The organism is Modestobacter sp. Leaf380 (genome assembly GCF_001424485.1).
Lineage (GTDB): Bacteria > Actinomycetota > Actinomycetes > Mycobacteriales > Geodermatophilaceae > Klenkia.
The window spans coordinates 1-24,918 of sequence record NZ_LMQC01000023.1; the positions used below are offsets into that span (position 1 = coordinate 1).

The window sequence follows — 24,918 nt, forward strand, 5'->3', positions numbered from 1 at the left end:
AGCGAGGCCGGCGGAGCGAGGCCGGCGGCAAGAAGGGCTCGGCGATGCTGGGCGAGGAGATGATCGACGAGGCCAGCCGCAAGATGGCCCTGGTCATCGCCGGCAAGGGCCGTGCCGCCGCCATGTCGCGGACGTCGTCCTTCACCCCGCCGGAGGAGTGAGCGCTCGTCGTCCCCCGCGGTGCGCGGGGGACGACGACGTCAGTACGTGCTGGTGATCGACGCCAGCGCGACGACCCAGATGACGATCAGCACCACGTAGAACGCCACCGCGATGCCGCCGATGATGATCCCGGCCAGCGCCATGCCCGCGCCCTCCTCGCCGGTCCGGGCGATCTGCTTGCGGGCCACCAGGCCCAGCACCAGGCCCACCGGGGCGAAGACGAAGGCGAAGACCAGCGCCAGGATCGCCGTGGTGTTCGTGGGCCGCCGGACGACGAAGACCGGCTGACCCGGGAAGTGGCCCGGGGGAGGGCCGTACCCGGGCGGCGGCGGGTACCCGGGCGGGCCGTAGGGCGAGGGAGGGCCGTACCCGGGCGGCGGGCCGTACCCGGGCGGCGGGCCGTAGGCGGCCGGGGGGCCGTGGCCGGGCGGGTCTCCCCGGTAGAAGCCGTCGTCGGGCTGGCTCACGTGGTCCTCCTCGCGGGGTGCCTCAGGCGCCGATCACCGCGGCGGGCAACGCTGCCACCCGGGTGGCGATCGACTGTGCGGCCGCCAGCGTGGCAGCCGGGTCGTCCCCGATCACCACGGACACGACGGAACCGCGCGCCTGGGCCACGATCACCTGGTCGGTGCCGGTGGTCAGCTGGTACTGCACGACCACCGAGTCGGTGGCCAGCCCCTCCGCGGACGGCGGGGTGCCGAACGTGCGCTCGGGGCCCTCGCAGCCGGCGAACGCCGCCCGCAGCTCGACCAGGGCCTGCGCCGCGGCCTCCGGTGCGTCGTAGGCGAGGGCCTCGCTGGTCAGCAGCGACGTGCCCGCGGGGTCGACGCCGACGACCGGGAACTTGGCCGTGCGCCGGCCCTCGGAGGGGAAGTCGGCGTCGCACAGGCCCTGGAAGCTGGGGTTGTCCGACAGGTCGCCGTCGGGCACCGGGTTGGCCTGCACGCTCCAGCCCTCGGGCAGGTCGACCACCCGCAGCGCGGTGGCCAGCGCCGCCTCCTGCGCCGAGGTCACCGCGGCCGGGTCCAGCGCCGCGGCGGCCGACGCCTCCGCCTCGGCCGGGGCGGGCTCGGTCGACGTCCCTGTTGCGCTGCTGGTGGCCGCGGAGGTGGCCGGGGTGGCGTCGCCGTCGGTGCCCCCGCACCCGGCCGCGAGCAGCACGGTGGCCAGGACGAGGGGGGCGAGCAGGCGGGTGCGGCGGGTCGTCACCCGGGCGACGGTAGTCGGCCCGGGGTGTGGTCGAGGCCACGCCGTGGGTGTCGGTGCGCTGGCCCATACTCGCCGGTAACACGGACACCGTCGTCCCGAAGGAGTGCAGAGCGATGACCCGCCTGGCGCAGACCGCCGACCTGACCGAGATCCAGACCGAGATCCTGTCCACGGTCCGGAGGTTCGTGGACCGGGAGATCATCCCGCGCGCCCAGGAGCTCGAGCACTCCGACACGTACCCGGCCGAGATCGTCGACGGGATGAAGGAGATGGGGCTCTTCGGCCTCATGATCCCCGAGGAGTACGGCGGGCTGGGGCTTGGTGACCTCCCGGAGTGCAGAGCGATGACCCGCCTGGCGCAGACCGCCGACCTGACCGAGATCCAGACCGAGATCCTGTCCACGGTCCGGAGGTTCGTGGACCGGGAGATCATCCCGCGCGCCCAGGAGCTCGAGCACTCCGACACGTACCCGCAGGAGATCGTCGACGGGATGAAGGAGATGGGGCTCTTCGGCCTCATGATCCCCGAGGAGTACGGCGGGCTGGGTGAGTCCCTGCTGACCTACGTGCTGGTCGTGGAGGAGATCGCCCGCGGCTGGATGAGCGTCTCCGGTGTCATCAACACCCACTTCATCGTCGCCCACATGCTCATCCAGCACGGCACGCCCGAGCAGAGGCAGCGCTACCTGCCGCGGATGGCCACCGGCGAGGTGCGGGGCGCGTTCTCCATGTCCGAGCCCGGCCTGGGGTCCGACGTCGCGGCGATCCGGACCCGCGCCAAGCAGGACGCCAACGGTGACTACGTCATCGACGGGGAGAAGATGTGGCTGACCAACGGCGGGTCCTCGACCCTGGTCGCCGCGCTGGTCCGCACCGAGGAGGGCGCGGAGAAGCCGCACCAGAACCTGACCACGTTCCTGGTGGAGAAGCCCACCGGGTTCGGTGAGGTCGTGCCCGGGCTGACCATCCCGGGGAAGATCGACAAGATGGGCTACAAGGGCGTCGACACCACCAGCATGGTGTTCGACGGCTACCAGGCCAAGGCCGGCGACATCCTGGGCGGCGTCCCCGGCAGGGGCTTCGCCCACATGATGGACGGCGTCGAGGTCGGCCGGGTCAACGTCGCCGCCCGCGCCTGCGGCATCTCCATCCGGGCCTTCGAGCTGGCCGTGGAGTACGCCCAGCAGCGGGAGACCTTCGGCAAGAAGATCGCCCAGCACCAGGCCATCGCCTTCYMSCTSGCCGAGATGGCCACCAAGGTCGAGGCCAGCCACCTGATGATGGTCAACGCCGCCAAGCTCAAGGACGCCGGGGCGCGCAACGACGTCGAGGCCGGCATGGCCAAGCTGCTGGCCAGCGAGTACTGCGCCGAGGTCACCACCCAGTCCTTCCGGATCCACGGCGGCTACGGCTACTCCAAGGAGTACGAGATCGAGCGCCTGATGCGCGAGGCGCCGTTCCTGCTCATCGGCGAGGGCACCAGCGAGATCCAGAAGACGATCATCAGCCGGGGTCTGCTGGGAGTACGAGATCGAGCGCCTGATGCGCGAGGCGCCGTTCCTGCTCATCGGCGAGGGCACCAGCGAGATCCAGAAGACGATCATCAGCCGGGGTCTGCTCAAGACCTACGCCAGCAAGCGCTGAGGGCACCGCACCCAGGGCCACCCGGCCCGCTCCCCCCGAGGGAGGCACGACGACCCGATCAGGACGAGGGGACACCCGTGGCACTGCACGTGAAGCCGGGCACCGAGTGGGCGGCGGTCCTGGGCCGGGCGGCCGACCGGACGCCGGAGGCCTTCGGCACCGAGCGACTGCACAACCTGGTGGACGGCACCTGGCGCCCGATCGGCGACCCGGAGACGCTGGTGTCCCCCGTGGACGGCTCGCGGCTGACCGGGCTGCCGAAGATCTCCGCCGGTGAGGCGCAGCACGCCGTCCTGGCCTCCGCCGCCGCGCACCGGGAGTGGGCGGGCACCCCGGTGGCCGAACGCAAGGCCCGGGTGACCGCGGCCGTCGAGGCGATGGCCGACGCCCGCGACGACCTGGCGCTGCTGCTGGCCTGGGAGATCGGCAAGCCCTGGAAGCTGGCCTGCGCCGACGTCGACCGCGCCCTGGACGGCGTCCGCTGGTACGTCGAGGAGATCGACGCGATGCTCGGGGACCGGACCCCGCTGGAGGGCCCGGTCTCCAACATCGCCAGCTGGAACTACCCGATGTCGGTGCTCGTGCACGCCGAGCTGGTGCAGTTGCTGGCCGGCAACGCCGTCATCGCCAAGACACCGTCCCAGGGCGGGGCGACCTGCTTGACGCTGGCCCATGCACTGATGGCCCGAGAGGGCCTGCCGGTGACACTGCTGTCCGGCAGCGGCGCGGAGCTGTCCAGCGTGCTGGTCCGCTCCCCCGAGATCGGCGCGCTGGCCTTCGTCGGCGGCCGGTCCAACGGCGGCAAGGTGGCGGCCGGACTGCTGGACACCGGCAAGCGCCACATGCTCGAGCAGGAGGGCTTGAACGCCTGGGGCATCTGGGACTTCTCCGACTGGGACGACCTCGCCGCACACCTGAGGAAGGGCTTCGAGTACGGCAAGCAGCGGTGCACCGCCTACCCGCGCTACGTCGTCCAACGCGAGCTCGTCGACCAGTTCCTGGCCACCTACCTGCCCGTCGTGCAGTCGTTGTGCTTCGGCCACCCGCTGGCCGTCGAGCAGGACGACGACGAGCTGCCCACCCTGGACTTCGGTCCGGTGATCAGCGCCGGCAAGGCCACCGAACTCAGGGACCGGGTCGCCGACGCCATGCACCGCGGCGCCGTCCCACTCTGGCGCGGCTCGCTGAGCGACGGACGGTTCATCGCCGGGCAGGACACCTCGGCCTACGTCGCGCCCGCAGCGCTGCTGTCCCCCGGCGGTGCGTCGGCGCTCATGCACTCGGAGCCCTTCGGCCCGGTGGACACCATCGTCGTGGTCGACAGCGAGGCCGAGCTGCTGGCCCAGATGAACGCCTCCAACGGCGCCCTGGTCGCCTCGATCGCCTGTGACGACGAGGACCGGGCGCACCGCCTCGCCCGCGAGGTCCAGGCGTTCAAGGTCGGGGTGAACAAGCCCCGCTCCCGGGGAGACCGGTCCGAGCCCTTCGGGGGGCGGGGCGCGTCCTGGCTGGGCTGCTTCGTCGGCGGCGAGCTCCTGGTCCAGGCGGTCACCCAGGGTCCGGCCGGCGAACTGCTGTACGGCAACTTCCCCGAGCACTCGCGGTACCCCGCCGCCCTCTGACCACGACACGACCCGAGGGACCCATGCCCGACACCTCCGGACCCGACGTCCGCACCGTGGTGATCGCCTGCGACGCCGGCCTGTCCACCGACCGGCTCCTCGCGGCCCAGCTCACCCGACGCCTGCCCCGGGACGTCCACGTCGCCCACCACGCAGTCGACGCCATCCCGGCGGCAGCCAGCGTGGTGCTGGTGCAGCGCAGCCACGAGGGCCGGTTGCGGAGTCACCTGCGCCACGACGTCCCCGTGGTCGCCTACGACAGCGGTGCCAGCGGCGAAGACCTGCAGCGACTGCTCACGGCGATCCGGGACGGCTCGTCCGTCCTCGGCTGACGACCGGCTCCGGAGGAGGGCGACGATGACCCACACACCGACCCCGCAGCCCCACGGGGGCCGCGGTCCCACCGCTGGTGCAGCGCGTGGATCAGCGCGTGCGGCTGGACGCCGATGGACGGCTGCGCTCGAGTGCGGCCGGGTCTTGGAGTACGACGCGCCCGACCTGGTCCCGGTCGTCGGGGACGTCGTCCCCTGTCGCCGACACGGGCACTGCCCCGTTGCCCAGGCTGTCACCGGACGGACGACACGGCACGGTCGGCGCCCGGCACCGCGCACGGAGCAGGAGCTCGTCGAGCACCTGGGCACGCGCGGTCACTGCACGGTGGCTGCGCTGCGTCGAGGTCGCTTCTCGCTGCGACTGGTCGCCGGTGCAGAACGTGCCGGCCTGGTCCACCTGGACCTGCTGACCGGCAGGGTCTGGCTGCCCGAGGCCCACGGCCCGGGGACGGCGACCGGGGCCTGAGCCGCGAGCCGTGGCGCGAGGTGTCAGACGGTGCGGACGATGTAGACGTCGCAGGGCGCGTGTGCAGCGACGGCCGAGGCCACGCTGCCCAGCACCCGGGTGAGCCCCTGGACCCGGCGGTTGCCCACCACGATGAGGTCGGCCTCCAGGCGGACGGCCTCGTCCACGAGCACGCTCGCCGGTTTGCCCTGGGCCACCGAACTGGTCACCCGGTCCACGATCGTGCGCATCTCGCGCGCCGCGTCGGAGGCGACGCCCTCGGCGACCTCGCCCGAGGTGACCTGCACCGTGCCCGGGCGGCCGGCGTACTCCTCGACCCGTCCCTGGTCCACGGCAGTCAGCACGTGCAGTGTCGACCCGCTCTGGGCGGCCAGCTCGGCAGCCCGGCGGGCAGCCCGCATCGAGGGCTCACCGCCGTCGACACCCACGACGATGATCTTCGCCATCTCACCCTGCTCTGCGTCCGAACCAGCTCGTCGCGGTGACGACTCCTGGTCATGCTGCTACAACATCGAACCCCTGTCCATCATGTGCGCCGCTGGGTTAATGTCGGACAGTCGTCGACGAAGAGGTGAGCTGGATGCGCGGACTGGTCTTCCACGGAGAGCGGGAACTCGAGCTCACGACGGTGCCCGACCCGACCCCGGGCCCCGGCGAGGTGGTCCTGGCCATCACCGCGTCCGGGCTGTGCGGCTCGGACCTGCACAAGTACCGGGGTCCGCGAGCGACCGCTCGTCCCGAGATCGGTGGCCACGAACCCGCGGGCACGGTGGTGGCCGTCGGCGCCGGCGTCGACCCGAGCTGGATGGGCGAGTCCGTCCTGGTCCACCACTACGTCGGCTGCGGTCGGTGCGACCAGTGCCACCAGGGGTGGACCCAGCTCTGCCGGGAGGGCACGTCCCCCATGGGCAACACCACCGACGGCTCGCACGCCGACCTCATGAGGGCACCGGTCTCCACGATCCTGGCGGCCCCACCTGGCCTCACCGACCTGGCGGCCGCCGCGATCAGCTGCGGCACCGGGACGGCGTGGGGCGCCCTGGAGCGACTGTCGCTGACCGGCGCGGACACGATCGCCGTCTTCGGCCAGGGACCGGTCGGCCTCGCCGCCACGCAGCTCGCCTCGGCGATGGGCGCCCGGGTGATCGCCCTGGACATCGCCCCGGCCCGCCTGGAGCGGTCCCGGGAGTTCGGCGCCTGGGAGACCGTCGACCCCAGCCAGGTGGACTCCGTCGAGCAGGCCGTCCGGGACCTGACCGGGGGCCGCGGGGTGAGCAAGAGCCTGGAGACCTCCGGGGCCTCGTCGGCCGCCACCGGCGCCCTGGACGTGCTGGACACCTGGGGCGCCGCCTGCTGGGTCGGCGTCGGGTCCACGGTGCACTTCGACGTCACCGACCACCTCTACAAGCAGATCACCGCGATGACCTCCTGGACGATGTCGGTCTCGGCGATGGCGCGCTGCGCCCGGTTCGTCGTCGAACGCGGCATCGACGTCGACGCACTGTTCACCGAGCGGTGGGCCCTGACCGACTACGCGGCGGCCTACGAGCTCTTCGACCGGCAGTCCTCGGGCAAGGCCGCCTTCGTCCGCTGACCTGATCCATCGTCCCTCCGGGGGGGGCAGGTGGGGGTCTGGCGTTCAGGGCCGGTACCACTCCGCCATCATCTGGCTCTGGTCGGCTCCCCCACCGAACCGCTGGACCGCCTGCTGCGTCAGGCGCTGCGCCAGGTCGCCGACCGGCGTCTCGTGGTCGAGGGTGTCGGCCAGCTCGAGGGCCAGCCGGACGTCCTTGAGCATGAGCTCGACCGTGAAGCCCTGGGGCAGGTACGCATCGCCGCTCAACAGCTGCGGGTAGGTGTACTCGGTGGCGTAGTTGCGGCCGCTGCCCCGGTTCAGCAGGTCGACGACCACGTCCTGGGCCATGCCAGCGGCCACGCCGAGCCGGACGGCCTCGAGCGCGGCGAAGCGGTTGCAGGCGTTGAGGAGGTTGTTGACCAGCTTCATCGCGTGGCCGGTACCCACCGGGCCGACGTTGACCGCCCCGGCCGTGACCTCCCGCAGCACCGGCTCGACCCGTGCGAAGACCTCCGGGGTGGCACCCACCATGAGGGTGGCGGTGCCCTCACGAGCCCGGCGGACGCCGCCGGCGATCGGTGCGTCGACGTAGGTGACCGACCGAGCCCCGAGCTGGGCCACGACCGACTCGTCCCGTCCCGGCGTGCCGGTGGTGGTGTCGATGACGATCGTTCCAGGGGCCAGCGCACCGGCCAGCGCGGTCGTGCCGAAGAGCAGGTCCTCCACCTGGTCGGGGCCTGGCAGGCACAGGAAGACCAGTCGGGCCCGATCGGCGATCTCGGCCGGCTCCGCGAACCGGGCGCCGGCGCGCACGAGTTCCTGGGTCGCGATCGGGTTGCGGTCGTTGACCAACAGCTCGTGCCCGGCCACGAGGCGGGACGCGATCGAGGCGCCCATGGCCCCCGTGCCGATGAATCCGATGGTGTCCATCCGTGCCGCCTCTGCGTGCTGGGGTGCCGTCTCGACCACGGCCCGGGCCGGACGTGGGTGGGGTCGGCCGGCCCAGGGGCCTCGTCAGGGGATGGACGCCGGACCGACCACGCCCTAGAGTGTCAGACAGTTGATCTGCTGTGAAGACCAGATCAGACAGAGCACGGTGGCGCCACTCCAACCACCCGGCAGCTCGAACCCCCAGCCGCACCCGCGAGAGGACCGACCGCCGTGTCGACCGTGCCCCAGGAAGCGCCTCCTCCGATGAACGTGCTGGTGACGGGCGCCGCCGGGTTCGTCGGGTCCCGCGTCGTCGAGCTGCTCTCGGAGACCACACCGCACACGGTGGTGGCGGTCGACGTCGTCGACGGGCCTCGAGCGCGGGAGCTGGCCGCGCTGCCCCGCGTGGAGTTCGCCGCACTGGACCTGCGGGACACCGCCGCCACTGCCCTCGCAGTGGCCCGCACCGACGCCGTCGTGCACCTGGCCGCCGTCCGCACGCAGGATGCCCGGTCCCGACCCCGAGACGCCCACGACGTCAACGTGGGGACGACGTACGACCTGCTCGCGCTGGCCACCGAGCACGGCACCGGGCGCTTCGTCTTCGGGTCGACCAACACGGTGTACGGGCCCTACCAGGACCCCCACGCCGAACCCTCCCGTGAGGACCAGCCCTGGGTCTGCCGCGGCATCAACCTGTACGCGGCCACCAAACTGGCGTGCGAGGGCTACCTGGAGGCCTTCGCCGGCCTCGGTGGCCCCGAGTACCTGGCCCTGCGGATCGGCCCCGTCTACGGCCCCCGGGTCAGCCCGGGGTCCAACAGCGCGATGGCCCTGGACGTCCTGGAGGCCCTCGACCGCGGCGAGCGGCCCGTCGTGCGCTGGGCCCGGCACGCCGTGCACTCCTTCGTGCACGTGGACGACGTCGCCCGTGCGGTGATCGCCGCGCTCACGTGCACGACCACCGGGCTGGCGGTCAACGTCGTGGGGACACCCGCCACGACCGAGCAGCTGTGCTCACGCACCGCCGAGCTCTACGGGTACGACCCTGCGTTGCTGGACTGGACCGAGGAGCGCAACCGGTACCAGCGGGTCAGCCAGGACCGCATGGTGGAGGTCCTCGGGTTCCTGCCCGCCACCACCCTGGACGAGGGTCTGCAGTCGCTCATCGACTGGCACCGGTCCCGCCCCTGACCCCGGCCCCGGCCGAGCCGGATCGGGGCCCCGTCGACAGGCGCTCGGGCCGGGGAGGTCCACCACCCCCGGCCCGGGCGTCGCCATGCCGTCGCGAACCTGCTCAGAGGGTGGGACGGAAGTCCCCCGGCAAGCCGATCGACCGCAGCTCCGTGAAGGCGTCGAGCCCCTCCGGGCCGTTCTCCCGGCCGAGTCCGCTGTCCTTGAAACCGCCGAAGGGCGCACCCAGTCCTATCGGGGCGCCGTTGAGCTCCACGACCCCGGTCCGCATCCGCCCGGCGACACGCAGACCGCGCTCGAGGTCGGCCGTGAACACCGCGCCGCTGAGCCCGTACGGGGTGTCGTTGGCCAGCGCGACGGCCTCTGCTTCGTCCCGGTAGCGGGTCACGGCGACCACGGGGCCGAAGATCTCCTCACGGGAGACCAGCATGTCCGGGGACACGTCGCTGAACACCGTCGGCTCCACGAACCAGCCACGGTCCTGGCCTGCGGGTCGCCCGCCTCCGGTCACCAGCGTCGCTCCCTCGTCCCGACCGGAGGCGATGTAGCCCTCGACCCGGGCGCGCTGGTCGGCGCTCACGACGGGCCCTATGTCCGTGGCGTCCTGGCGTGGGTCGCCGACGGCCAGACCACCGACCATCGCCGCCAACCGCTCCACCAGCTCGGCCTCACGGCGGGGAGAGACCAGGATCCGGGTCTTGAGGGTGCACACCTGGCCGTTGTTCCGGAACGCACCCATCTGCAGCGCGGCGACCGCCTGCTCCAGGTCGGCGTCGTCGAGCACCACGGCTGCGGACTTGCCCCCGAGCTCGAGGCTGACCCGGCGGAGGTCGTTGCCGCAGAGGGCGGCGATCCTGCGGCCGGCAGCGGTCGACCCGGTGAAGGTCACCTTGTCCACGCCCGGGTGTGACACCAGTCTCTCGCTCGCCGCACGATCGGCAGGGACCACGTTCAGCACACCGGGCGGGAACCCGGCCCGCTCCACCAGCTGGGCCAGCAGGTAGCCCACGAGCGGGGTCTGGGGCGCGGGCTTGAGCACCACCGTGCAGCCAGCGATCAGCGCAGGGACCACCTTCTGGGTGCTGATGCCCAGGGGCACGTTCCACGGCGTGACGGCGGCGACCACGCCGACCGGCTCCCGGGTGACCAGGGCAGCCCCCGTGCTCGAGCGCCGGATCTCCCGGAAGGGGTGCTGTCGGGCGATCTGCAGGTAGGACTCGACCACCCGGACCGGGGTGACCGCCTGGATGGTCCGGGACTGGGTGATGGGGCACCCCATCTCGGCGGTGATCAGCTGTGCGATCGCCTCCTGCTCCGCCCGCATGAGCCGGGCCAGCTCGGCGACCAGGGCCAGCCGCTCCGCCAGCTCCAGCTGCGGCCAGGGGCCGGTGTCCAGGGCATGGCGAGCGGCCTGGACCGCCAGGGCCATGTCCGCGACCGACGCCGAGGGCACCCGTGCGATGACCTGCTCGGTGGTCGGTGACACCACCTCGATGACCTCGCCGGTTCCCGGGACCCACCGGCCGCCGATGAACAGCCGGTCGTGGGCGACCATCCACGAGGGCACCGCGGTGCCGGTGGCCTCCGGCGCCTTCACGCCCCATCACCCACGAGGGTGGGCGACGACGCGCCGGCCACGGGCACGGGGACCCGGACGGAGAGGACCTCCGACAGGAGCCGGCCTCGCCGTTCGAGGTCGTCGAAGTAGGGGGCGGCACAGATGAACATGGTGTGGCCGTCGGCGCCACCGAGCGCAGCGGAGAACGGGGTCATGCCGGCGTCGACGCTGTCCACGACCCGGCCGCCCTCGAGGACGCGGAGCAGCCGGGCGGAGGCCAGGTCGGCGATCCACAAGGCCCCCTCGGCGTCCATGCACATGCCGTCGGGCTCGACGACGAACTCCGACAGCGCCTCGTCCAGGGTCGTGGCGGTGGGCAGCGCGCCCCACGCAGCCCACGTCCGCCGCCCGACGAGGCGGCCGTCCTCGGTGAGGTCGAAGGCCGACACCCGGTTGCCGAAGGTCTCGGCCACCAGGAAGACCCCGTCCGGGGTGAGCACGCACCCGTTGGGGAACCAGAGGTCCTCCGCCACCTGGGTGACGGTCCCGTCGAGGTCGACGCGGTGGATCACCGATGGCCCGAGGGGCCCGCGCTGGTCCAGGTCGAAACCGAAGTTGCCGACGTAGGCCCGTCCCTGCCGGTCGACCAGGACCTCGTTGCAGAAGCCGATCGCGTGCCCCTGCAGGTCACCGTGGACGACCAACGTGCCGTCGTGTTCCCGACGCATCAGCCTGCGCTCCTGCCGGGACACCACGACCAGACGCCCGTCGGGCAGCCAGTCGATGCCTGCGGGCTCACCCGGGACGGTGGCCTCCAGCCGGAGGTCCGAACCGTCCTCGGCAGCCGAGAAGACCTGCAGGCTGATCACGTCGGAGAACCACAGGCGGCCCTCGTGCCACCGAGGCGCCTCGGCGAAGGCCCGCTGGGCGACCAGGGTCGCGGGGGTGTCGGTCACTACCGGCTCGCTCTCTGCAGGGGGCGGGGTCACGGCGGCGTCAGCGGCTGGCACGGACGCGGGCCAGGGATGCGTAGGCGGCGATGGCGAGCAGGAGGATGCCGCCGTAGATGATCTGGCGCCAGGCGTCGTCGATGTTCAGCAGCGGTGTCACGTTGTCCAGCAGCGCCAGGAACATCGCACCGAGCATCGCTCCGATGAAGGAGCCCCGACCGCCGGAGAGCACCGCGCCGCCCAGGAAGACCGCGGCGAAGACCGGCAGCGAGAAGCCGGCTCCGACCGCGTTGGAGCCCATGCCGGTCTGCGAGGCCAGGAAGACCCCGCCGATCACCGCACCCAGGGTGCAGGTGAGCAGCGCTCCGGTCTGGATCAGCCGCACGCGTTCGCCCACCCGCAGGGCCGACTCGTCGTCGTAGCCCACGGCCCGCAGCGCCAGCCCGCGTCCGCGGCGGTACAGCCAGTACTCCATGGCGATGGTCAGCACCACCAGGACGACGAAGGCGTAGGGGACGTACCCGATGCCCTGGGACACCCCGAGGACCCAGTCCGCGGCGATCACACCGCCGGGCTCGGGGCGCAGCAGGATGGCGATGCCCTGCACGATGCCCAGCGTGGCCACGGTCGCCACGATTGCCGGCACCCGCAGGACGACGATCAACAGGGCGTTGAACCCCCCGACCGCCAGGACGACCCCCAGCAGGTACAGCAGCGTGGTGGCCACCGAGGTGATGCCGAGATCGGGCAGCGTGAAGGACACCACCACGACGGTCAGGCTCATCACCGACCCGATGGACAGGTCGAACAGCCTGGCCACCATGTTGAACTGCTGCCCCAGGGCGACGAAGGCCAGCGGCAGGGTGAGCACCAGCCAGTTCGACAGGTTGAACGGGGTCCAGAACACGTCGGACTGGCTGTTGGTGTACAGCGCGACGGCGGCGATCAGGACCAGCAGCACCGCGATCGGGACGTGCGCGGAGTTCCGGGTCAGCAGGCGTCGCAGGAACCCGCTGGTCCCCTGCCCGGCTGCCTGGGGGTCCTCGACGTCGGCGGCGCTGACGAAGCTCTTGACGATCTCGCTCTCCGAGGCGCCCCGAGGCAGCTCGGTCACCACCTTGCCGCGTGACATCACGTAGACGCGGTCGCACAGGCCGGCCAGCTCGGCGGAGTCCGAGGAGTTGACCAGGACGCCCAGCCCCTCGTCGGCGGCGTCGCTGAGCACGCGGTAGATGTCCATCCGGGCGCGGGCGTCGACGCCCTGGGTCGGCTCGTCGACGATGAGGACCTTGGGCCGCCGCAACGCCGGTCGGGCCAGCACGGCCTTCTGCTGGTTCCCACCCGACAGCGCCCCGATCGGCTGGAACGGGGAGGCGCTGACGATCCCCAACTCCTTCTTGGCCGCACCGAAGGAGGGCAGCAGACGCCCCAGCAGGGCGGTACCGGCAGGGCCGGAGCGCGATCCCACCTGGGCGGTGGCGTTGTCCATCACCGACATCGGGGCGAACACCGACTCGGCTGCGCGGTCGCCGCTCTGGAAGCTGATGCCCGAGGAGAGCGCCTTGACCGGGGTGAGCCGCTGGAGCGTCCGGCCGTCGACGGTGAGCTCGCCGCCCTGCCCGTCGATGCCGATCATGCCGCGCAACAGCGCGCGCTGGCCGTTGCCCTCGGCACCGGCCACCCCGACGATCTCCCCGGCGCGGACGGTCAAGGAGACCGGTCCGAAGCCGCGCCCGCGCAGCTCGCGGGCCTCCAGGCGCACGGCGCTGTCCACGGGGGTCGTGCGGGTGGGGAACTCCAGGTCGGTGGGCGCACCCACCATGAGTTCGACGATGTCCTGGACCTGCCAGCTGTCGGAGCTGAAGGTGCCCTGCACGACACCGTCGCGGATCACGGTCAAGCGGTCGGCCAGGCGCCGGATCTCGGCGAGGCGGTGGCTGACGTAGACGATGGCCATGCCCTCGTCACGCGCCTTCTTCACCAGGCCCTCGAGGTGGTCGGCGAGGCTGAGGTCCAGGGCCGCGGTGGGCTCGTCGAGCATCAGCACCCGGGGCTTGGTGATCATCGCCCGCGCCACCTCGAGCAGCTGGCGGGCGCCGGGTCCCAGGCTGGACACCAGGTCGGTCTGACGGAAGGGCAGCCCGAACCCGGCCAGCGTGGCGTTCAGGTCAGCCGGGCGCTTCATGCCGATCGCGTTGAGGGAGAGGGAGACGTTGTCCCCCACCGTCAGGTCCTGCACCAGGGAGGTGTCCTGGTAGGCGGTGACCAGGCCGAGCCCGCGGGAGCGCTTGACGCTGGCCTCGGTGAGCAGCCGGCCGCCGATGTGCACGGTGCCCGAGTCTGCGGCCAGGACACCGGAGGCGACCTTGATCAAGGTCGACTTCCCCGAGCCGTTCTCACCGACCAGGGCGTGCACCTCCCCCGGGACGCAGTCGAAGTCCACGTCGTCCAGGGCACGGACGCCCGGGAAGGTCTTGGTGACCCCGCGCAGGCGGACACCGTCGTCGACCGACCGTGCTCCCGCTGCCTCGGGGGTCCTGCTTGCCAGCGACACGTTGGCCTCCGTCACGTCACGTCCAGGGGGATGGGTGGTCCGCCTCCGAGCCCCGGCCCGCCGCGGGTGCGGCGGGCCGGGGCCTGGAGGGCGTGCCGGGTCAGGAAGCCAGGATCCCGGTCATCTGGTCGGGGGTGAACAGCGTCGGCACCGGGGCGTTCGCCGGCATGGCCGGGTCGAAGACCTCGCTGAGGGTGGCGGCGTCGACCATCGGGTAGGGGATGTCGATCAGGTGCTCGACGTCTCCACCGAGGGCGAGTTCGATGCCTGCGGTCACGCCGATGCGCCCGTACCAGACACGGCTGTTGGCCACGAAGGCCCGGGCGTCGATCCCCTGGCTCTGTGCGTCGGCCAGCTGCTGCAGGTAGGAGTAGTTGACGACGTCGGACATCATGATCGGCGGCGTCTGGCCGGCGTCCAGGAACGGCGCGGCGAAGTCCTCCATCGTGTAGTCGTAGGCCACCAGCGCCGGGTTCGTGCCGGAGGCGAAGAGCGCATTGGCCTCCTGCGCCTGACCCTGGGGCGACCACTGGGTGAAGCCCTGGCTGACCTGCTCCCATCCTGCGGACTCGAGCCCGTCGACGAGGCAGGGCTGCCAGTTGGTGGCACTCGCGTTGCCGGGGATGCCGGTGTAGAGCGCGAAGCCCGCGGGGTCGGGGAGGTCCTCGACGACCTGGTCCACACCCTGGCTGTAGGCACCGCACAGGTCCGACGTGGCCTGGACGTCGACCAGGGACTCGACCTCGGAGGGCAGCGGCGTCTCGGCCTCCACCACGATGATCCCGGCGGACTTCGCGCGCTGGACGGCCGGGGCGATCGCCGAGCCGTAGATCGAGTTCATCACGATCACGTCGGGCTGCTGGGCGACCAGGCTGTTGAAGTTGGCCAGCCAGCTGGTGGTGTCGGTGCCCAGGCTGTAGATGATCCGGGCGACGTCGGGCGAGGCGATGGCCTGCGCGGTGAGCTCGGCCCGGAAGGTCTGGCGCCACGGGTTGATGTTGTCGTTGGGGAAGGCGACGGTCAGGGTGCCCCGGCCGGTCTCGCAGACGTTCTCCGCCAGGCAGGTCTCCAGCAGGTCCTGGTTCTCCGGGGTCCACTCCTGGGCGGCGACCTCCATCGTCTGGCGGATGGTCGGGTCGAGGTCGTCGGCCGGGATGTCGGTGAGGAATGCGCGGTTGATGACGTCCTGCAGGGCCTCGTCGCTCACCTCGACCGGTGCCGCGCCGTCCCCGGAACCAGCCCCAGCGGACGTCCCCGTGGGGTCCGAGGCGCACGCTGCCAGCAGGACCGTGGCGGCCACGGCACAGCCCGCGAGACGGAGGTCCCGGCTCGCCCTGGCGAAGGGCGGGCGGGACCGCGTGGTGCTTGACATGGGTTCTCCAGTTCGGGGAGGGAGGGGTTGTGCGTCCGGCCCGACGGTCGGGTCCGGCACTGGTGTGCGCGCCCGTGCGAGCGGCCGCGCAGGTGCTGCTACTCCGAGGGGACCGGGGCGCGCCGGCGCAGCCTCGAACCGCGACTGAGGCCCGATGCGCTGAAGCGGCCCAACGTGATGGCGCCCACGGCGATGACCAGCACGAAACCCTGGATCATCACGCGGGAGCCGGCACCGAGTCCGTTGATCGCGAGTGCCTGGTCGAGCAGCTGCAGGAAGACGGCTCCACTGACGACGCTGGCCACGCTGGCCGGACCGCCGCCGAAGGTCACCCCGGCGATGCCGGCGACGGTGATGGTGGTCAGCTGGAAGACCGCACCGGACTGGACGTCGGGGGTGCCCAGGAAGCCGGCCAGCAGGACCCCGGCCAGGCCGTACAGCAGCCCGGCGAGCGCGAAGGTGGACAGCTCGGTGCGGGTCACCCCCATGCCCAGCACCCGGGCGGCCCGGCGGTTGGACCCGACGCTGGCGATCTGGCGGCCGTACCGGGTCTTGCCCAACAGCAGGGCCACCAGGACGGCGATGACCAGCCCGTAGAGGAAGACCGCGCTGATCGCCCCGACGGCGCCCTGGGTGATCGCGCTCAACGACTCCGGCGCCCGTCCGGTGAGGGACAGCGACACCCCGGTCCACAGCCGGATGCCCCCGGTGATGATGCCGAAGGTGGCCAGCGTGACGATGAGGGGATTGAGCCGCAGCACGCTGATGAGCACGCCGTTGACCAGGCTGAGCAGGACCGGCACGACTATCGCGGCCAGCACCACCAGGACCGTGTTGGAACCGTCGGTGCCGTAGTGCACGACCATGCCCGCCGAGACCGAGACGATCGCCCCGATGGACAGGTCCAGGGCGCCGATCATGATGATCAGCGTCTGGCCCAGCGCGGCGATCGCCAGCACACCGGCCAACGCGGAGACGAGCTCGACGGACGCGCCGCTGTAGGCGCGGGGAGCCAACGGCACCACCACGACGAGCAGGGCGGCCAGCGCGGCCCAGCTGGCGCGGTACCGAGCGGGCCACCGGTACTTCCAGTCGGTCGTCCGCTGTGCTCGCGTCTTGTGCTGCGCCGGTGCGGTGACGGCCGTCGTCGTGGACGTGCTCATCGCAGACACCTCCTCGGGACGTCGTTCGACGGTGGTCGCCACGCGCTGCCGGTCGGCCGGCGGGCGGTCATTTCGGTCAAATGTTTGACTTTTGACCGTGTGATGCGCTGCATTCAACCCAGGCCTGATCAGACAAGTCAAGGGCCTTCGGTGAACTGGCTCACAAGCGTGTCCGAGCACCTCGGACGGTGGATCACCGACCGTGCCGTGACCTCCGCCCGCCTGCCCGGAGGTCGCCAGGGCATCCCTGTGAGGCGATGGCTGCACGCGCCCTGGCGGTCGCGGGAGACGAAGCGATGGGCGCCGTCCCGGGTGGTCGTGGACATCCGCGCCTCCTCGCCGACCGGAGCGCGTCGAGCGCTGGACCGTGGATCGTCGTGGACGGAGTCCCGCTGGGTGACATCTCGCAATGATGGTGGCAAGGTGCGACGTACGCCGCATCCTGCCTCCGCCCTGGTGGGAGTCAGGTCTGCCCACCGGGCCACGACGACACCGGCGAGGATCGCGACGACGACGACGACGAGGATGGTGAGGACGCCGATGCCGGTGCCGGTGCCGATGGCGAGGACGCGGGACTCCGCCGCTGCCACGGGACGACGCGCACGCCACGGACGACGGGCACGGCGCGCCTGACGACCCTGCACGCGGGCGGCCGCTCACCGACACGACCGCGACCCGTGGCGGCCTTGCGGCACCCTCGGTCCGAGACTTAGTCTGACAATTGCGCGCTTGTCAGGTCCGAGAGCACCAGTCCGACGAGACGACCCCCGACAGGCGGTCCGCGGCCGCGCCGAGGCCCACGGACGCTGCGCAGCCACTGTCGACGCGAGGCCGCTGACCCCCAGCGCCCGCACACCTGGAAGGAAGCAGCTCCCATGCCGGAACTCGCGGGCAAGAAGGTCCTCATCACCGGGGCCCTGGGCACGATCGGACAGGCGCTGGTCGCCCGGTACGCCGAGGAGGGCGCCAGTGTGATCGCCCTGGACCTGCCGGACGCACCCAACGCCCAGCAGACCCTGGACGGCATCGCGGACGGCGTCCGCTACGTCGGCTGCGACCTCAACGACCTGGCGGGTCTGGAGCGACAGGCCACCGACCTCTCCGCCGAGGTGGGCGGCATCGACGTCCTGGTCAACAACGCCGCCCTGGTCATCTTCAAGCCGCACGAGCAGTTCACGATCCAGGAGTACGAGGACCAGGTCCGCGTCAACTCCTCCGCGGTCTTCGTGCTGTCGCGGGTCTGCTCGGAGGCGATGAAGGCCAAGAAGCAGGGCAAGATCGTCAACATCACCTCGCTGACCCTGACCGGGCAGTGGGAGGGCTACGTCCCCTACATCGCCTCCAAGGGGGCGATGTACGGCCTGATCAAGGGCATGGCCCGCGAGCTCGGCGAGCACCTGATCAACGTCAACGGCATCTCCCCCGGCGCCGTCGTGTCCGAGGCCGAGTTCCGCGACCGCGGCGACGCGCGCGAGGAGTACCACCAGTGGGTGCTCAAGCAGCAGAGCATGAAGCGCCGCATCGAGGCCGTGAACATCGCCGACCTCGCGGTCTTCCTGTCCAGTGCCCGGGCCGACCTGATCACCGGCCAGAACATCCAGGTCGACGGCGGCTGGTGACCAGGTGAGGCACTTCGGCGAGCTCTACATCGACGGGCAGTGGGTCGCACCGTCCACGGAGGGCACCCGCTCGCTGGTCGACCCGACCAGCGAGGAGCCGTGGGCGACGGTGGCCTCCGGTGGAGGGGTGCCCGACGTCGACCGGGCCGTGGCTGCGGCCCGGCGCGCCTTCGTCACCTTCTCCCGCACCACGGTGCAGGAGCGGATCGCGCTGATCGACCGGGTCATCGCCGCCTACGAACGGCGTGCCCCCGAGCTGTCCGCCCTCATCGCCCAGGAGGTCGGCGTCCCGGTCTCGTTCTCGGCGCAGGTGACCGGACCCGCCGGCCACATGCGGGTCGCCCGTGACCTCATCGCCGACTACGCGTTCGAGCAGCGCATCGGCGACGTGGTCGTGCGGCGGGAACCCATCGGCGTGTGCGCACTCATCTCACCGTGGAACTGGCCGCTCCAGACGTCGGTGATCAAGGTCGTCTACGGCATCGCAGCCGGCTGCACGATGGTGCTCAAGCCCTCCGACGCCGCCCCCGCCTCGGGGGTGGCGCTCGCCGAGATCATGGACGAGGCCGGTGTCCCGCCCGGCGTCGTCAACCTGGTCATCGGTCGCGGCAGCGTGGTCGGTGACGCCCTGTCCTCGCACCCCGGCGTGGACATGGTGTCCTTCACCGGCTCCACCGGCGCCGGGGTCAAGGTGGGCGAGTCCGCGGCCCGCACGGTCAAGCGGGTCTGCTTGGAACTGGGCGGGAAGTCGGCCAACGTCGTCCTGCCCGACGGGGACCTGGAGAAGGCGGCTCGCTGGAACGTGCAGCGCGGCTTCTCCAACTCCGGGCAGTCCTGCCACGCCCCGAGCCGGATGCTGGTCCATGAGTACCAGGTGTCCGACGTGCTGCCCTTCCTGGTCGAGGAGGTCGAGCGGCTGCGGGTGGGCGACCCTCGCGACCCGGCCACCACGCACGGGCCGCTCATCCACGCCCAGCAGTACGCCAGCGTCCAACGGCACATCGAGATCGGCCTCGCCGAGGGTGGCCAGCTGATCACCGGCGGGCCAGGTCGCATCGAGGGCTTCGACCGGGGCTTCTTCTGCCGGCCGACCGTCATCGCCGACGTCACTCCGGGGATGACCCTGGCCCAGGAGGAGGTCTTCGGCCCGGTCCTGGTCGTGATGGCCTACCGGACCGAGGCCGAGGCGTTGGAGATCGCCAACGACTCGGTCTTCGGACTGGGCGGGTACGTGTTCAGCGAGGACCCGGCTCGCGGGTACGCGTTCGCGTCCGGGCTGCAGGCGGGGCGGGTCTCCTTCAACGGCGCGGCCACCGACTCGTTCTCGCCGATGGGTGGCTACAAGCAGTCGGGCATCGGTCGGTCGATGGGGGTGTTCGGCCTGGAGGAGTACCTCGAGGTCAAGTCGGTCTACGGCTTCCCCGACCGGGCGGAGGCGCTCCCCGAACGCCGCTGAACCACCCGAGAGGACGAGGGCCCCGCGGTGCACCGTGGGGCCCTCGTCGTCGTGGGGGGGGGGGGGGGCACCCGCCAGCCCTCGCTCGCGTCGACGGGGGTGAGGACCAGCTGGTCGTCGGTGACCTCGAAGTTGCGGGTCAGCGTCTGCCCGACCAGGTCGCGGGCCACGGCCGACTCCACCACCACCGAGAAGGTGCCGGCGTCCTCGTCGACGGTCACGTCGCCGTAGAACGCCTCGTACCCCTGCACGGTGTACGCCGAGTCCGGTGCGGCCGGGTCGGGGTTGCTCGCCTGTACCGAGACCACCCCGGCGGAGAAGGCGATCTGTCCGGCGTAGGGGACGGGGTCCCCGGACGCGGTGAGTTCCTGCAGGGACCACACGCCCTCGAGCGGGGACGCCGCGGTGGACGGAGCGGCGGCGGAGCTGGCTGCGGCGCCCTCGGTGTCCGAGGCGGAGCCACCCGAGCACGCGGTGAGGACGAGGGCGAGCCCGAGGGCGCCGGGGACGAGGAGCTTCTTCGCGGTCATGGGACTGCTCACTTCCGTGGATCGGTGGATGACGGTCCCGGGGACCCGGGACCGTGCGTCGTGCAGGCCAGCGGCCCCGGGGGGACCGGGGTCGGCGGACTCGTCTGGAGGGGTGCGGCGCAGCCCCGGCGTCAGCGCCTCATCGCGGGGTGACGTCGTGCCGGATGGCGAGGATGGCCAGGTGCACCCGGTTGGGGCTGCCGGTGCGGTCCATGAGGTTGGCCACGTGGGTCTTGACCGTGGTGACGCCGATGTGCAGCCGGGTGGCGATCTCCTGGTTGCTCGCCCCCAGACCCAGGCAGGCCAGCACCTCCCGCTCGCGCTCGCTGAGGTCGGGCAGCGGGACGGCGACGGCACCGGTCGTCCTGGCCCGGACGGCGACGCCGACCAGTCGCTGCAGCACGGCGGGGCTGTAGCTGCTGTCGCCGGCCGAGGCGGTGCGCACGGCAGCCAACAACTCACCGGGTGAGCTGTCCTTGGTCAGGAAGCCGCACGCACCGGCGGCCAGCGCCGGGTACAGGTGGTCGTCGTCGTCGAAGGTGGTGACCACGACGACCCTGGTGCTCGGCCGCAGCGCCAGGATCCGCTCGGTCGCGGTGATGCCGTCCATGCCCGGCATGCGCAGGTCCATCAGCACCACGTCGGGCCGGTGCTGCTCGGCCAGCCGGACGGCCTCGGTCCCGGTGCGCGCCTCCCCCACCACGAGGAGGTCGTCCTGGGCGTCGCACAGCATCCGGAGACCGGAGCGGATCAGGTCCTGGTCGTCGACCAGCAGCACCGTGATCACGGAGCGGTCCCGTCGGCCACGAGGGTCTCCCGGGACTCCGACTGCGGGGCGGTGAGTTCGAGGGGCAGGGTCACGGCAGTCTCCCAGCCGGCGCCCGCGGGGCCGGCGACGAGCGAGCCGCCCAGGAGCGCGGCCCGCTCGCGCAGGCCGGCCAGCCCCAGTCCGGAGGGTTCGAAGGCGGCCGTGTGGACTCGCCCGGCGCGGCCCGTCGACGACGGGGTGTCGCGCACCCGGACCCGGACCACGTGGTCGTCGACGTCGACGTGCACGTCGGCGGCGGCGCCCGGCCCGGCGTGCTTGGCCACGTTGGTCAGGCCCTCCTGCACCACCCGCAGGACGGTGAGGCCGCGGACGGCGTCGAGCCGTCCGGTGTCGGGGCCGGTGTGCGCCGTCGTCCGCACGCCCGAGGCGTTGGACCGGTCGACCGCGGTCTGCACCAGCGCCGGCAGGTCGGCGGGGTCCACCAGGCCCGGCCCCAACGGCTCCGAGCCCTGCACGGCGGCCGGGTCCCTCAGTACCGAGACCAGCTGCCGCAGGTCCCCCAACGCCACGATCGCAGCGTCGTGCACCTCGTCGAGGACCGCACGCACTCGGGGGTCGGGCACGGTGAGCACCTCGCGGGCGACCGCGGTGCGCAGTGCGATGGACGCGACGTGGTGGGCGACCAGGTCGTGCACCTCCCGGGCGATCCCGGTCCGCTCGGCCAACCGGGCCGCGCGCACACCCTCCTGGCGACCCTCCTCGGCCGCCCGGGCCGCGGACCGTGACTGCTCGATCGCATCGGCGGCCGAGCGGAGCCACAGGCCCAACAGCAGCGGCGCGACCACGGTGAAGGTCGCCCGGTGGGCCAACCCCAGCACGTCGAGCTGGCCGGAGGCGGCCACGAAGGCGACCACGATGACGCCGGCCAGCAGACCGGCGCAGGTCAGGGCCGACCGCAGCGGGCGACGGACCGCGACGTCGAGCACGGCGATGCTGGCCATCAACTTGAACATGGGCAGCGCGTCCTGGGCCGCGAACTCGGCGACGACCAGCACCAGCACCTGCGCCACGGCCACCGACACCGGAGCGCGGGCACCGACCAGCGCCACGCCGCCGACCAGCACCGCCAGCAGGCCGGCGACCAGGCCCGGGCTGCCGCCGGTGAGCAGGAGGAGATAGCCGATCGACACGGCCGGCAGCGCCAGCCGGACGGCAGCCCACGGACGGGACAGCAGCGCAGCGAGCCGGACGGGATCCACGACGGTCAGCCTAGGGACGCCGGAGCTCGGCGGGCTCCTCCTTCCGGAGGAGCCGGACCGGCCGTCCGGCCGCGGTCACCGACGGAAGGAGGGAGTACGCGGGCCGGGTCGAGGGACACGCTGGGGACAGGTCACGCGCCCCGGGCTGCGGACCTCGACCCACACGTCGCGGCGCTGCCCGGCGCCACCCGAGACGGAGGACCCCACCGTGACACCGACCCCTGCCCCCCTGCCGCGACCGGGGCAGGTCGACGCCCGGATCGCCGAGCTGTCGGTCTTCGTCCGGTCCTTCCTCCGGGACCCGCTGCGGACTGCCTCGCTGGTCCCCAGCTCCCGGCTGCTCGCCGAGCGCATGGTCCGACCGCTGGCCGCGGCGCACGCGCGGGGCCGCCGCCCGGTGGTCGTCGAGCTGGGCCCCGGGACCGGTGTCGTCACGCAGGCGCTGCTCACCGCCGGTCCGGAGATCCGCTACCTCGGGCTCGAGCTGGACGGCGCCATGATCGGGCACCTGCACCGCCGGTTCGGCGACCTCGACGTCGTCCAGGCGCCGGCCAGTGAGCTCGGCGCGGCCCTGGCGGCCCGGGAGCTGGCCGACGCGGACCTGGTGGTGAGCGGGCTGCCCTGGCAGGCGTGGGCCGGGCGGGCCGGACACGACCTGGTCTCCTCCGTCGCCGCCGCCCTCTCCCCCACCGGGGCGTTCACCCAGTTCACCTACGGCTGGACCCTCTGGGCCCCGCCCGCCCGTCGTCAGCGCGCCGACCTGGAGGCCGGTTTCGGCCAGGTCGACCGCTCGTCGGTCGTGTGGCGGAACGTCCCCCCGGCCGTGGTCTACACCGCGACACGGCCCCGCCGTGAGGTGCCGGCGTGACCGAGGCACTGAGCGCGGCGCTGTCCGCCGCCCCACTGGCCGGCCTGCTGGCGGTGGCCGTCCTGCTGGTCCTGGAGTCGGGTTCCCGCATCGGGGTGCTGCTCCCGACGGCCACCCCGGTGGTCGGTCTGGGCTGGGTGGCCGGGTCCGGTGCGCTGTCGGTGCCGGTCACCGTCGCCGTGTGCGTGGCCGCCACCTCCTGCGGGGTGGCGTGGGGCCACCGCCGGGCCCGTCGCGACCCCTTGCGCACGTTGCAGGCGGCCAGCGTCCTGGGCCGGGTGCCACCCCGCCGGCTCACCGACCTCGTCGACCGGCTGGGCGACAGCTGGTCCGCCCGGCTCGCCCACCGTCCGGTGCTGACGTCCGCGGGTGCGCAGCTCGTGGCCGGCGGTCGCACCCTGAGCCCGCGCCTGGCCGGCCGGGACGGCATCCCGCTGCGGTCCGTGCTGACCGGGGCGGTGCCCGCCGCGACCGCGTGGGCCGGAGGGCTCGTGCTCGTCGGTGCCCTCGTGGGTGCTGCCCCCGAGGGGCCGAGGCTGGCGCTCACGCTGCTGGGCCTGCCCCTGTTGCTGGCCGCCGGCGTCGTCCTGTGGGTGCGCGACCGCCGGCGTCGCCCGGACCGGACCGGGTTCGCCGTCCGGTCACGTCGCAGCGCCCCGGGCTGGGGCCTGCTGTGCTCCGCCGGGGCAGCCGCGACCGTCGTGACGGTGGCGCTGACCGGGGTCGTCGCGGACACCGGCATCGCGATCGCCTCGGCGACCTCGACCGTCACCGCTCCCTCGGGCACCCCGACCCCGAACACCCCGACCCCGGACACCCCGACCCCGAGCCCGGTCGTGCCGGAACTGCCCGGGGGCGAGCAGCCCGCTGTGGCCGCCGCTCCTGCGTGGACACCCCGGGACGCGGTGTCGGCCGCGCGCGAGGCCTTCGGCGCGGCCGGGACGCTCGCCGTCCTCGTCAGCGGCGGCGCTCCCCCGGCCACCTCCACCACCGCGGACGCCACCGACCGTGGGCAGGCCCGGGCACAGGCCTCCTGGTCACCGACCCGCCCCTTCCACACCGCGTCGCTGGTCAAGCTCTACCTGGCCGAGGGGGTGCTGCACTCCCACCGGAGCGCCGGCACCCTGCTGCCTGCGGACGACCTCGCCTCCCTGCAGGCGATGCTCAGTGCCTCCGACGACGACGCCGCCTCCCGACTGTGGGTCGCCTACGACGGGCCCTCGGTGCTCGCCGACGTCGTCGCCCGGTACGGGCTCACGGGCACCCGCGCCCCGGCGCAGCCGGGCCAGTGGGGCCAGACGGTCACCACGGCCGACGACCTGGGCCGCTTCCTGGAGCTGGTGCCCACCACCGCGTCCCCCGAGGACACCGCCGTGCTCACCGGTGCGCTGTCGGCGATCACCCCCGCGGGCGCCGACGGCTTCGACCAGCGGTTCGGCCTCGCCGTCGACGGGGCCGCGCCGGCGGGTACCGCGGTGAAGCAGGGCTGGATGTGCTGCGTGCAGGGGATGCGGTCCCTGCACTCCGTCGGGCTGGTCGAGGGCCGGGTCGTCGTGCTGCTGTCCGAGGCGCCGGCCGCCGCCGACCCGGCCGTGCAGCGCGCCGCCCTGGACGCCGCCGCCCGCGCCCTGGTGGTGGGCTGACCGGTGGGGCGCGCACGGTCCTCCGCACGCGGCCCGCTCTCC

The 24,918-nt window shown here is 72.6% G+C and carries 21 protein-coding genes and 2 pseudogenes; 11 read left to right on the plus strand and 12 right to left on the minus strand.

Annotated elements, in window-relative coordinates; translation table 11 throughout:
* Positions 1–200: 200 nt before the first annotated feature.
* Complete coding sequence (locus tag ASG41_RS25330; RefSeq protein WP_056299883.1) at positions 201–629, minus strand: DUF4190 domain-containing protein; 429 nt, start codon at positions 627–629, stop codon at positions 201–203.
* 22 nt (positions 630–651) lie between these two features.
* On the minus strand, positions 652–1,371 hold the full coding sequence (locus ASG41_RS20415) for a hypothetical protein (RefSeq protein WP_056299887.1): 720 nt from the start codon (positions 1,369–1,371) through the stop codon (positions 652–654).
* Between the two features lie 113 nt (positions 1,372–1,484).
* Between ASG41_RS20415 and ASG41_RS25545 the strand changes: the two are divergent.
* The 5 genes and pseudogenes from ASG41_RS25545 to ASG41_RS23820 all read left to right on the plus strand — a co-directional run.
* Positions 1,485–2,765 (plus strand): annotated as a pseudogene (locus ASG41_RS25545) (acyl-CoA dehydrogenase family protein); the annotation flags it as partial.
* A gap of 148 nt (positions 2,766–2,913) precedes the next feature.
* Complete coding sequence (locus tag ASG41_RS25550; RefSeq protein ID WP_082557196.1) at positions 2,914–3,015, plus strand: acyl-CoA/acyl-ACP dehydrogenase; 102 nt, start codon at positions 2,914–2,916, stop codon at positions 3,013–3,015.
* Positions 3,016–3,245: 230 nt separating this feature from the next.
* A pseudogene (locus ASG41_RS25555) lies at positions 3,246–4,637 on the plus strand (aldehyde dehydrogenase family protein); the annotation flags it as partial.
* A 23-nt stretch (positions 4,638–4,660) separates the two neighbouring features.
* Positions 4,661–4,969 (plus strand): hypothetical protein, encoded by a 309-nt coding sequence (locus ASG41_RS20425; protein ID WP_056299891.1) that lies wholly within the window; start codon positions 4,661–4,663, stop codon positions 4,967–4,969.
* 325 nt (positions 4,970–5,294) lie between these two features.
* Positions 5,295–5,435 (plus strand): hypothetical protein, encoded by a 141-nt coding sequence (locus ASG41_RS23820; protein ID WP_157519587.1) that lies wholly within the window; start codon positions 5,295–5,297, stop codon positions 5,433–5,435.
* Between the two features lie 23 nt (positions 5,436–5,458).
* Here the strand turns inward: ASG41_RS23820 and ASG41_RS20435 are convergent, their stop codons facing one another.
* Positions 5,459–5,881, minus strand: coding sequence for a universal stress protein (locus ASG41_RS20435; RefSeq protein ID WP_056299907.1), 423 nt, complete (start codon positions 5,879–5,881; stop codon positions 5,459–5,461).
* Between the two features lie 134 nt (positions 5,882–6,015).
* On the opposite strand from ASG41_RS20435, the gene ASG41_RS20440 reads away from it, so the two are divergent.
* Entirely contained in the window at positions 6,016–7,029 is a 1,014-nt protein-coding gene (locus ASG41_RS20440; RefSeq protein ID WP_056300224.1) for a zinc-binding dehydrogenase, read from the plus strand.
* A gap of 45 nt (positions 7,030–7,074) precedes the next feature.
* Here the strand turns inward: ASG41_RS20440 and ASG41_RS20445 are convergent, their stop codons facing one another.
* Positions 7,075–7,941 carry an NAD(P)-dependent oxidoreductase gene (locus ASG41_RS20445; RefSeq protein WP_056299908.1) on the minus strand — a complete coding sequence of 289 codons (867 nt, stop codon included), beginning with the start codon at positions 7,939–7,941 and terminating at the stop codon, positions 7,075–7,077.
* A 264-nt stretch (positions 7,942–8,205) separates the two neighbouring features.
* Here ASG41_RS20445 and ASG41_RS20450 point away from each other — a divergent pair, with 264 nt between their 5' ends.
* A complete protein-coding gene (locus ASG41_RS20450; protein WP_056299913.1) occupies positions 8,206–9,135 on the plus strand; it encodes an NAD(P)-dependent oxidoreductase in 930 nt (309 codons plus the stop codon).
* Positions 9,136–9,238: 103 nt separating this feature from the next.
* Here the strand turns inward: ASG41_RS20450 and ASG41_RS20455 are convergent, their stop codons facing one another.
* The 5 genes from ASG41_RS20455 to ASG41_RS20475 all read right to left on the minus strand — a co-directional run bounded on the left by ASG41_RS20455 (position 9,239) and on the right by ASG41_RS20475 (position 16,732).
* On the minus strand, positions 9,239–10,732 hold the full coding sequence (locus ASG41_RS20455; RefSeq protein WP_200939157.1) for an aldehyde dehydrogenase: 1,494 nt from the start codon (positions 10,730–10,732) through the stop codon (positions 9,239–9,241).
* Positions 10,729–11,649: an SMP-30/gluconolactonase/LRE family protein gene (locus ASG41_RS20460; RefSeq protein WP_056299916.1), complete on the minus strand. Its 921-nt coding sequence runs from the start codon at positions 11,647–11,649 to the stop codon at positions 10,729–10,731. The genes ASG41_RS20455 and ASG41_RS20460 overlap by 4 nt, the downstream gene beginning before the upstream one ends.
* 40 nt (positions 11,650–11,689) lie before the next feature.
* Positions 11,690–14,212, minus strand: coding sequence for an ATP-binding cassette domain-containing protein (locus ASG41_RS20465; protein WP_082557174.1), 2,523 nt, complete (start codon positions 14,210–14,212; stop codon positions 11,690–11,692).
* 85 nt (positions 14,213–14,297) lie between these two features.
* Positions 14,298–15,404 (minus strand): substrate-binding domain-containing protein, encoded by a 1,107-nt coding sequence (locus tag ASG41_RS20470; RefSeq protein WP_162245590.1) that lies wholly within the window; start codon positions 15,402–15,404, stop codon positions 14,298–14,300.
* Positions 15,405–15,667: 263 nt separating this feature from the next.
* Positions 15,668–16,732: an ABC transporter permease gene (locus ASG41_RS20475; protein ID WP_056299921.1), complete on the minus strand. Its 1,065-nt coding sequence runs from the start codon at positions 16,730–16,732 to the stop codon at positions 15,668–15,670.
* Between the two features lie 875 nt (positions 16,733–17,607).
* Here ASG41_RS20475 and ASG41_RS20485 point away from each other — a divergent pair.
* Positions 17,608–18,351: an SDR family oxidoreductase gene (locus ASG41_RS20485; RefSeq protein ID WP_056299927.1), complete on the plus strand. Its 744-nt coding sequence runs from the start codon at positions 17,608–17,610 to the stop codon at positions 18,349–18,351.
* A gap of 4 nt (positions 18,352–18,355) precedes the next feature.
* Positions 18,356–19,807 (plus strand): aldehyde dehydrogenase family protein, encoded by a 1,452-nt coding sequence (locus ASG41_RS20490; RefSeq protein WP_056299930.1) that lies wholly within the window; start codon positions 18,356–18,358, stop codon positions 19,805–19,807.
* Here the strand turns inward: ASG41_RS20490 and ASG41_RS20495 are convergent.
* From ASG41_RS20495 to ASG41_RS25335, 3 genes are all read right to left on the minus strand, one after another.
* On the minus strand, positions 19,762–20,337 hold the full coding sequence (locus ASG41_RS20495; RefSeq protein ID WP_157519589.1) for a lipocalin-like domain-containing protein: 576 nt from the start codon (positions 20,335–20,337) through the stop codon (positions 19,762–19,764). The two genes, ASG41_RS20490 and ASG41_RS20495, sit on opposite strands and share 46 nt — an antisense overlap.
* 139 nt (positions 20,338–20,476) lie before the next feature.
* The gene (locus ASG41_RS20500) at positions 20,477–21,124 is read right to left on the minus strand and encodes a response regulator transcription factor (protein ID WP_056299933.1); all 648 of its coding nucleotides are present in this window, start codon (positions 21,122–21,124) and stop codon (positions 20,477–20,479) included.
* The gene (locus ASG41_RS25335; protein ID WP_056299935.1) at positions 21,121–22,365 is read right to left on the minus strand and encodes a sensor histidine kinase; all 1,245 of its coding nucleotides are present in this window, start codon (positions 22,363–22,365) and stop codon (positions 21,121–21,123) included. The genes ASG41_RS20500 and ASG41_RS25335 overlap by 4 nt, the downstream gene beginning before the upstream one ends.
* Before the next feature lie 208 nt (positions 22,366–22,573).
* Here ASG41_RS25335 and ASG41_RS23825 point away from each other — a divergent pair, with 208 nt between their 5' ends.
* Positions 22,574–23,233, plus strand: a complete 660-nt coding sequence (locus ASG41_RS23825) for a class I SAM-dependent methyltransferase (protein ID WP_200939158.1) — start codon at positions 22,574–22,576, stop codon at positions 23,231–23,233.
* Positions 23,230–24,876, plus strand: a complete 1,647-nt coding sequence (locus tag ASG41_RS20515; protein WP_056299939.1) for a hypothetical protein — start codon at positions 23,230–23,232, stop codon at positions 24,874–24,876. The genes ASG41_RS23825 and ASG41_RS20515 overlap by 4 nt, the downstream gene beginning before the upstream one ends.
* Positions 24,877–24,918: the final 42 nt, after the last annotated feature.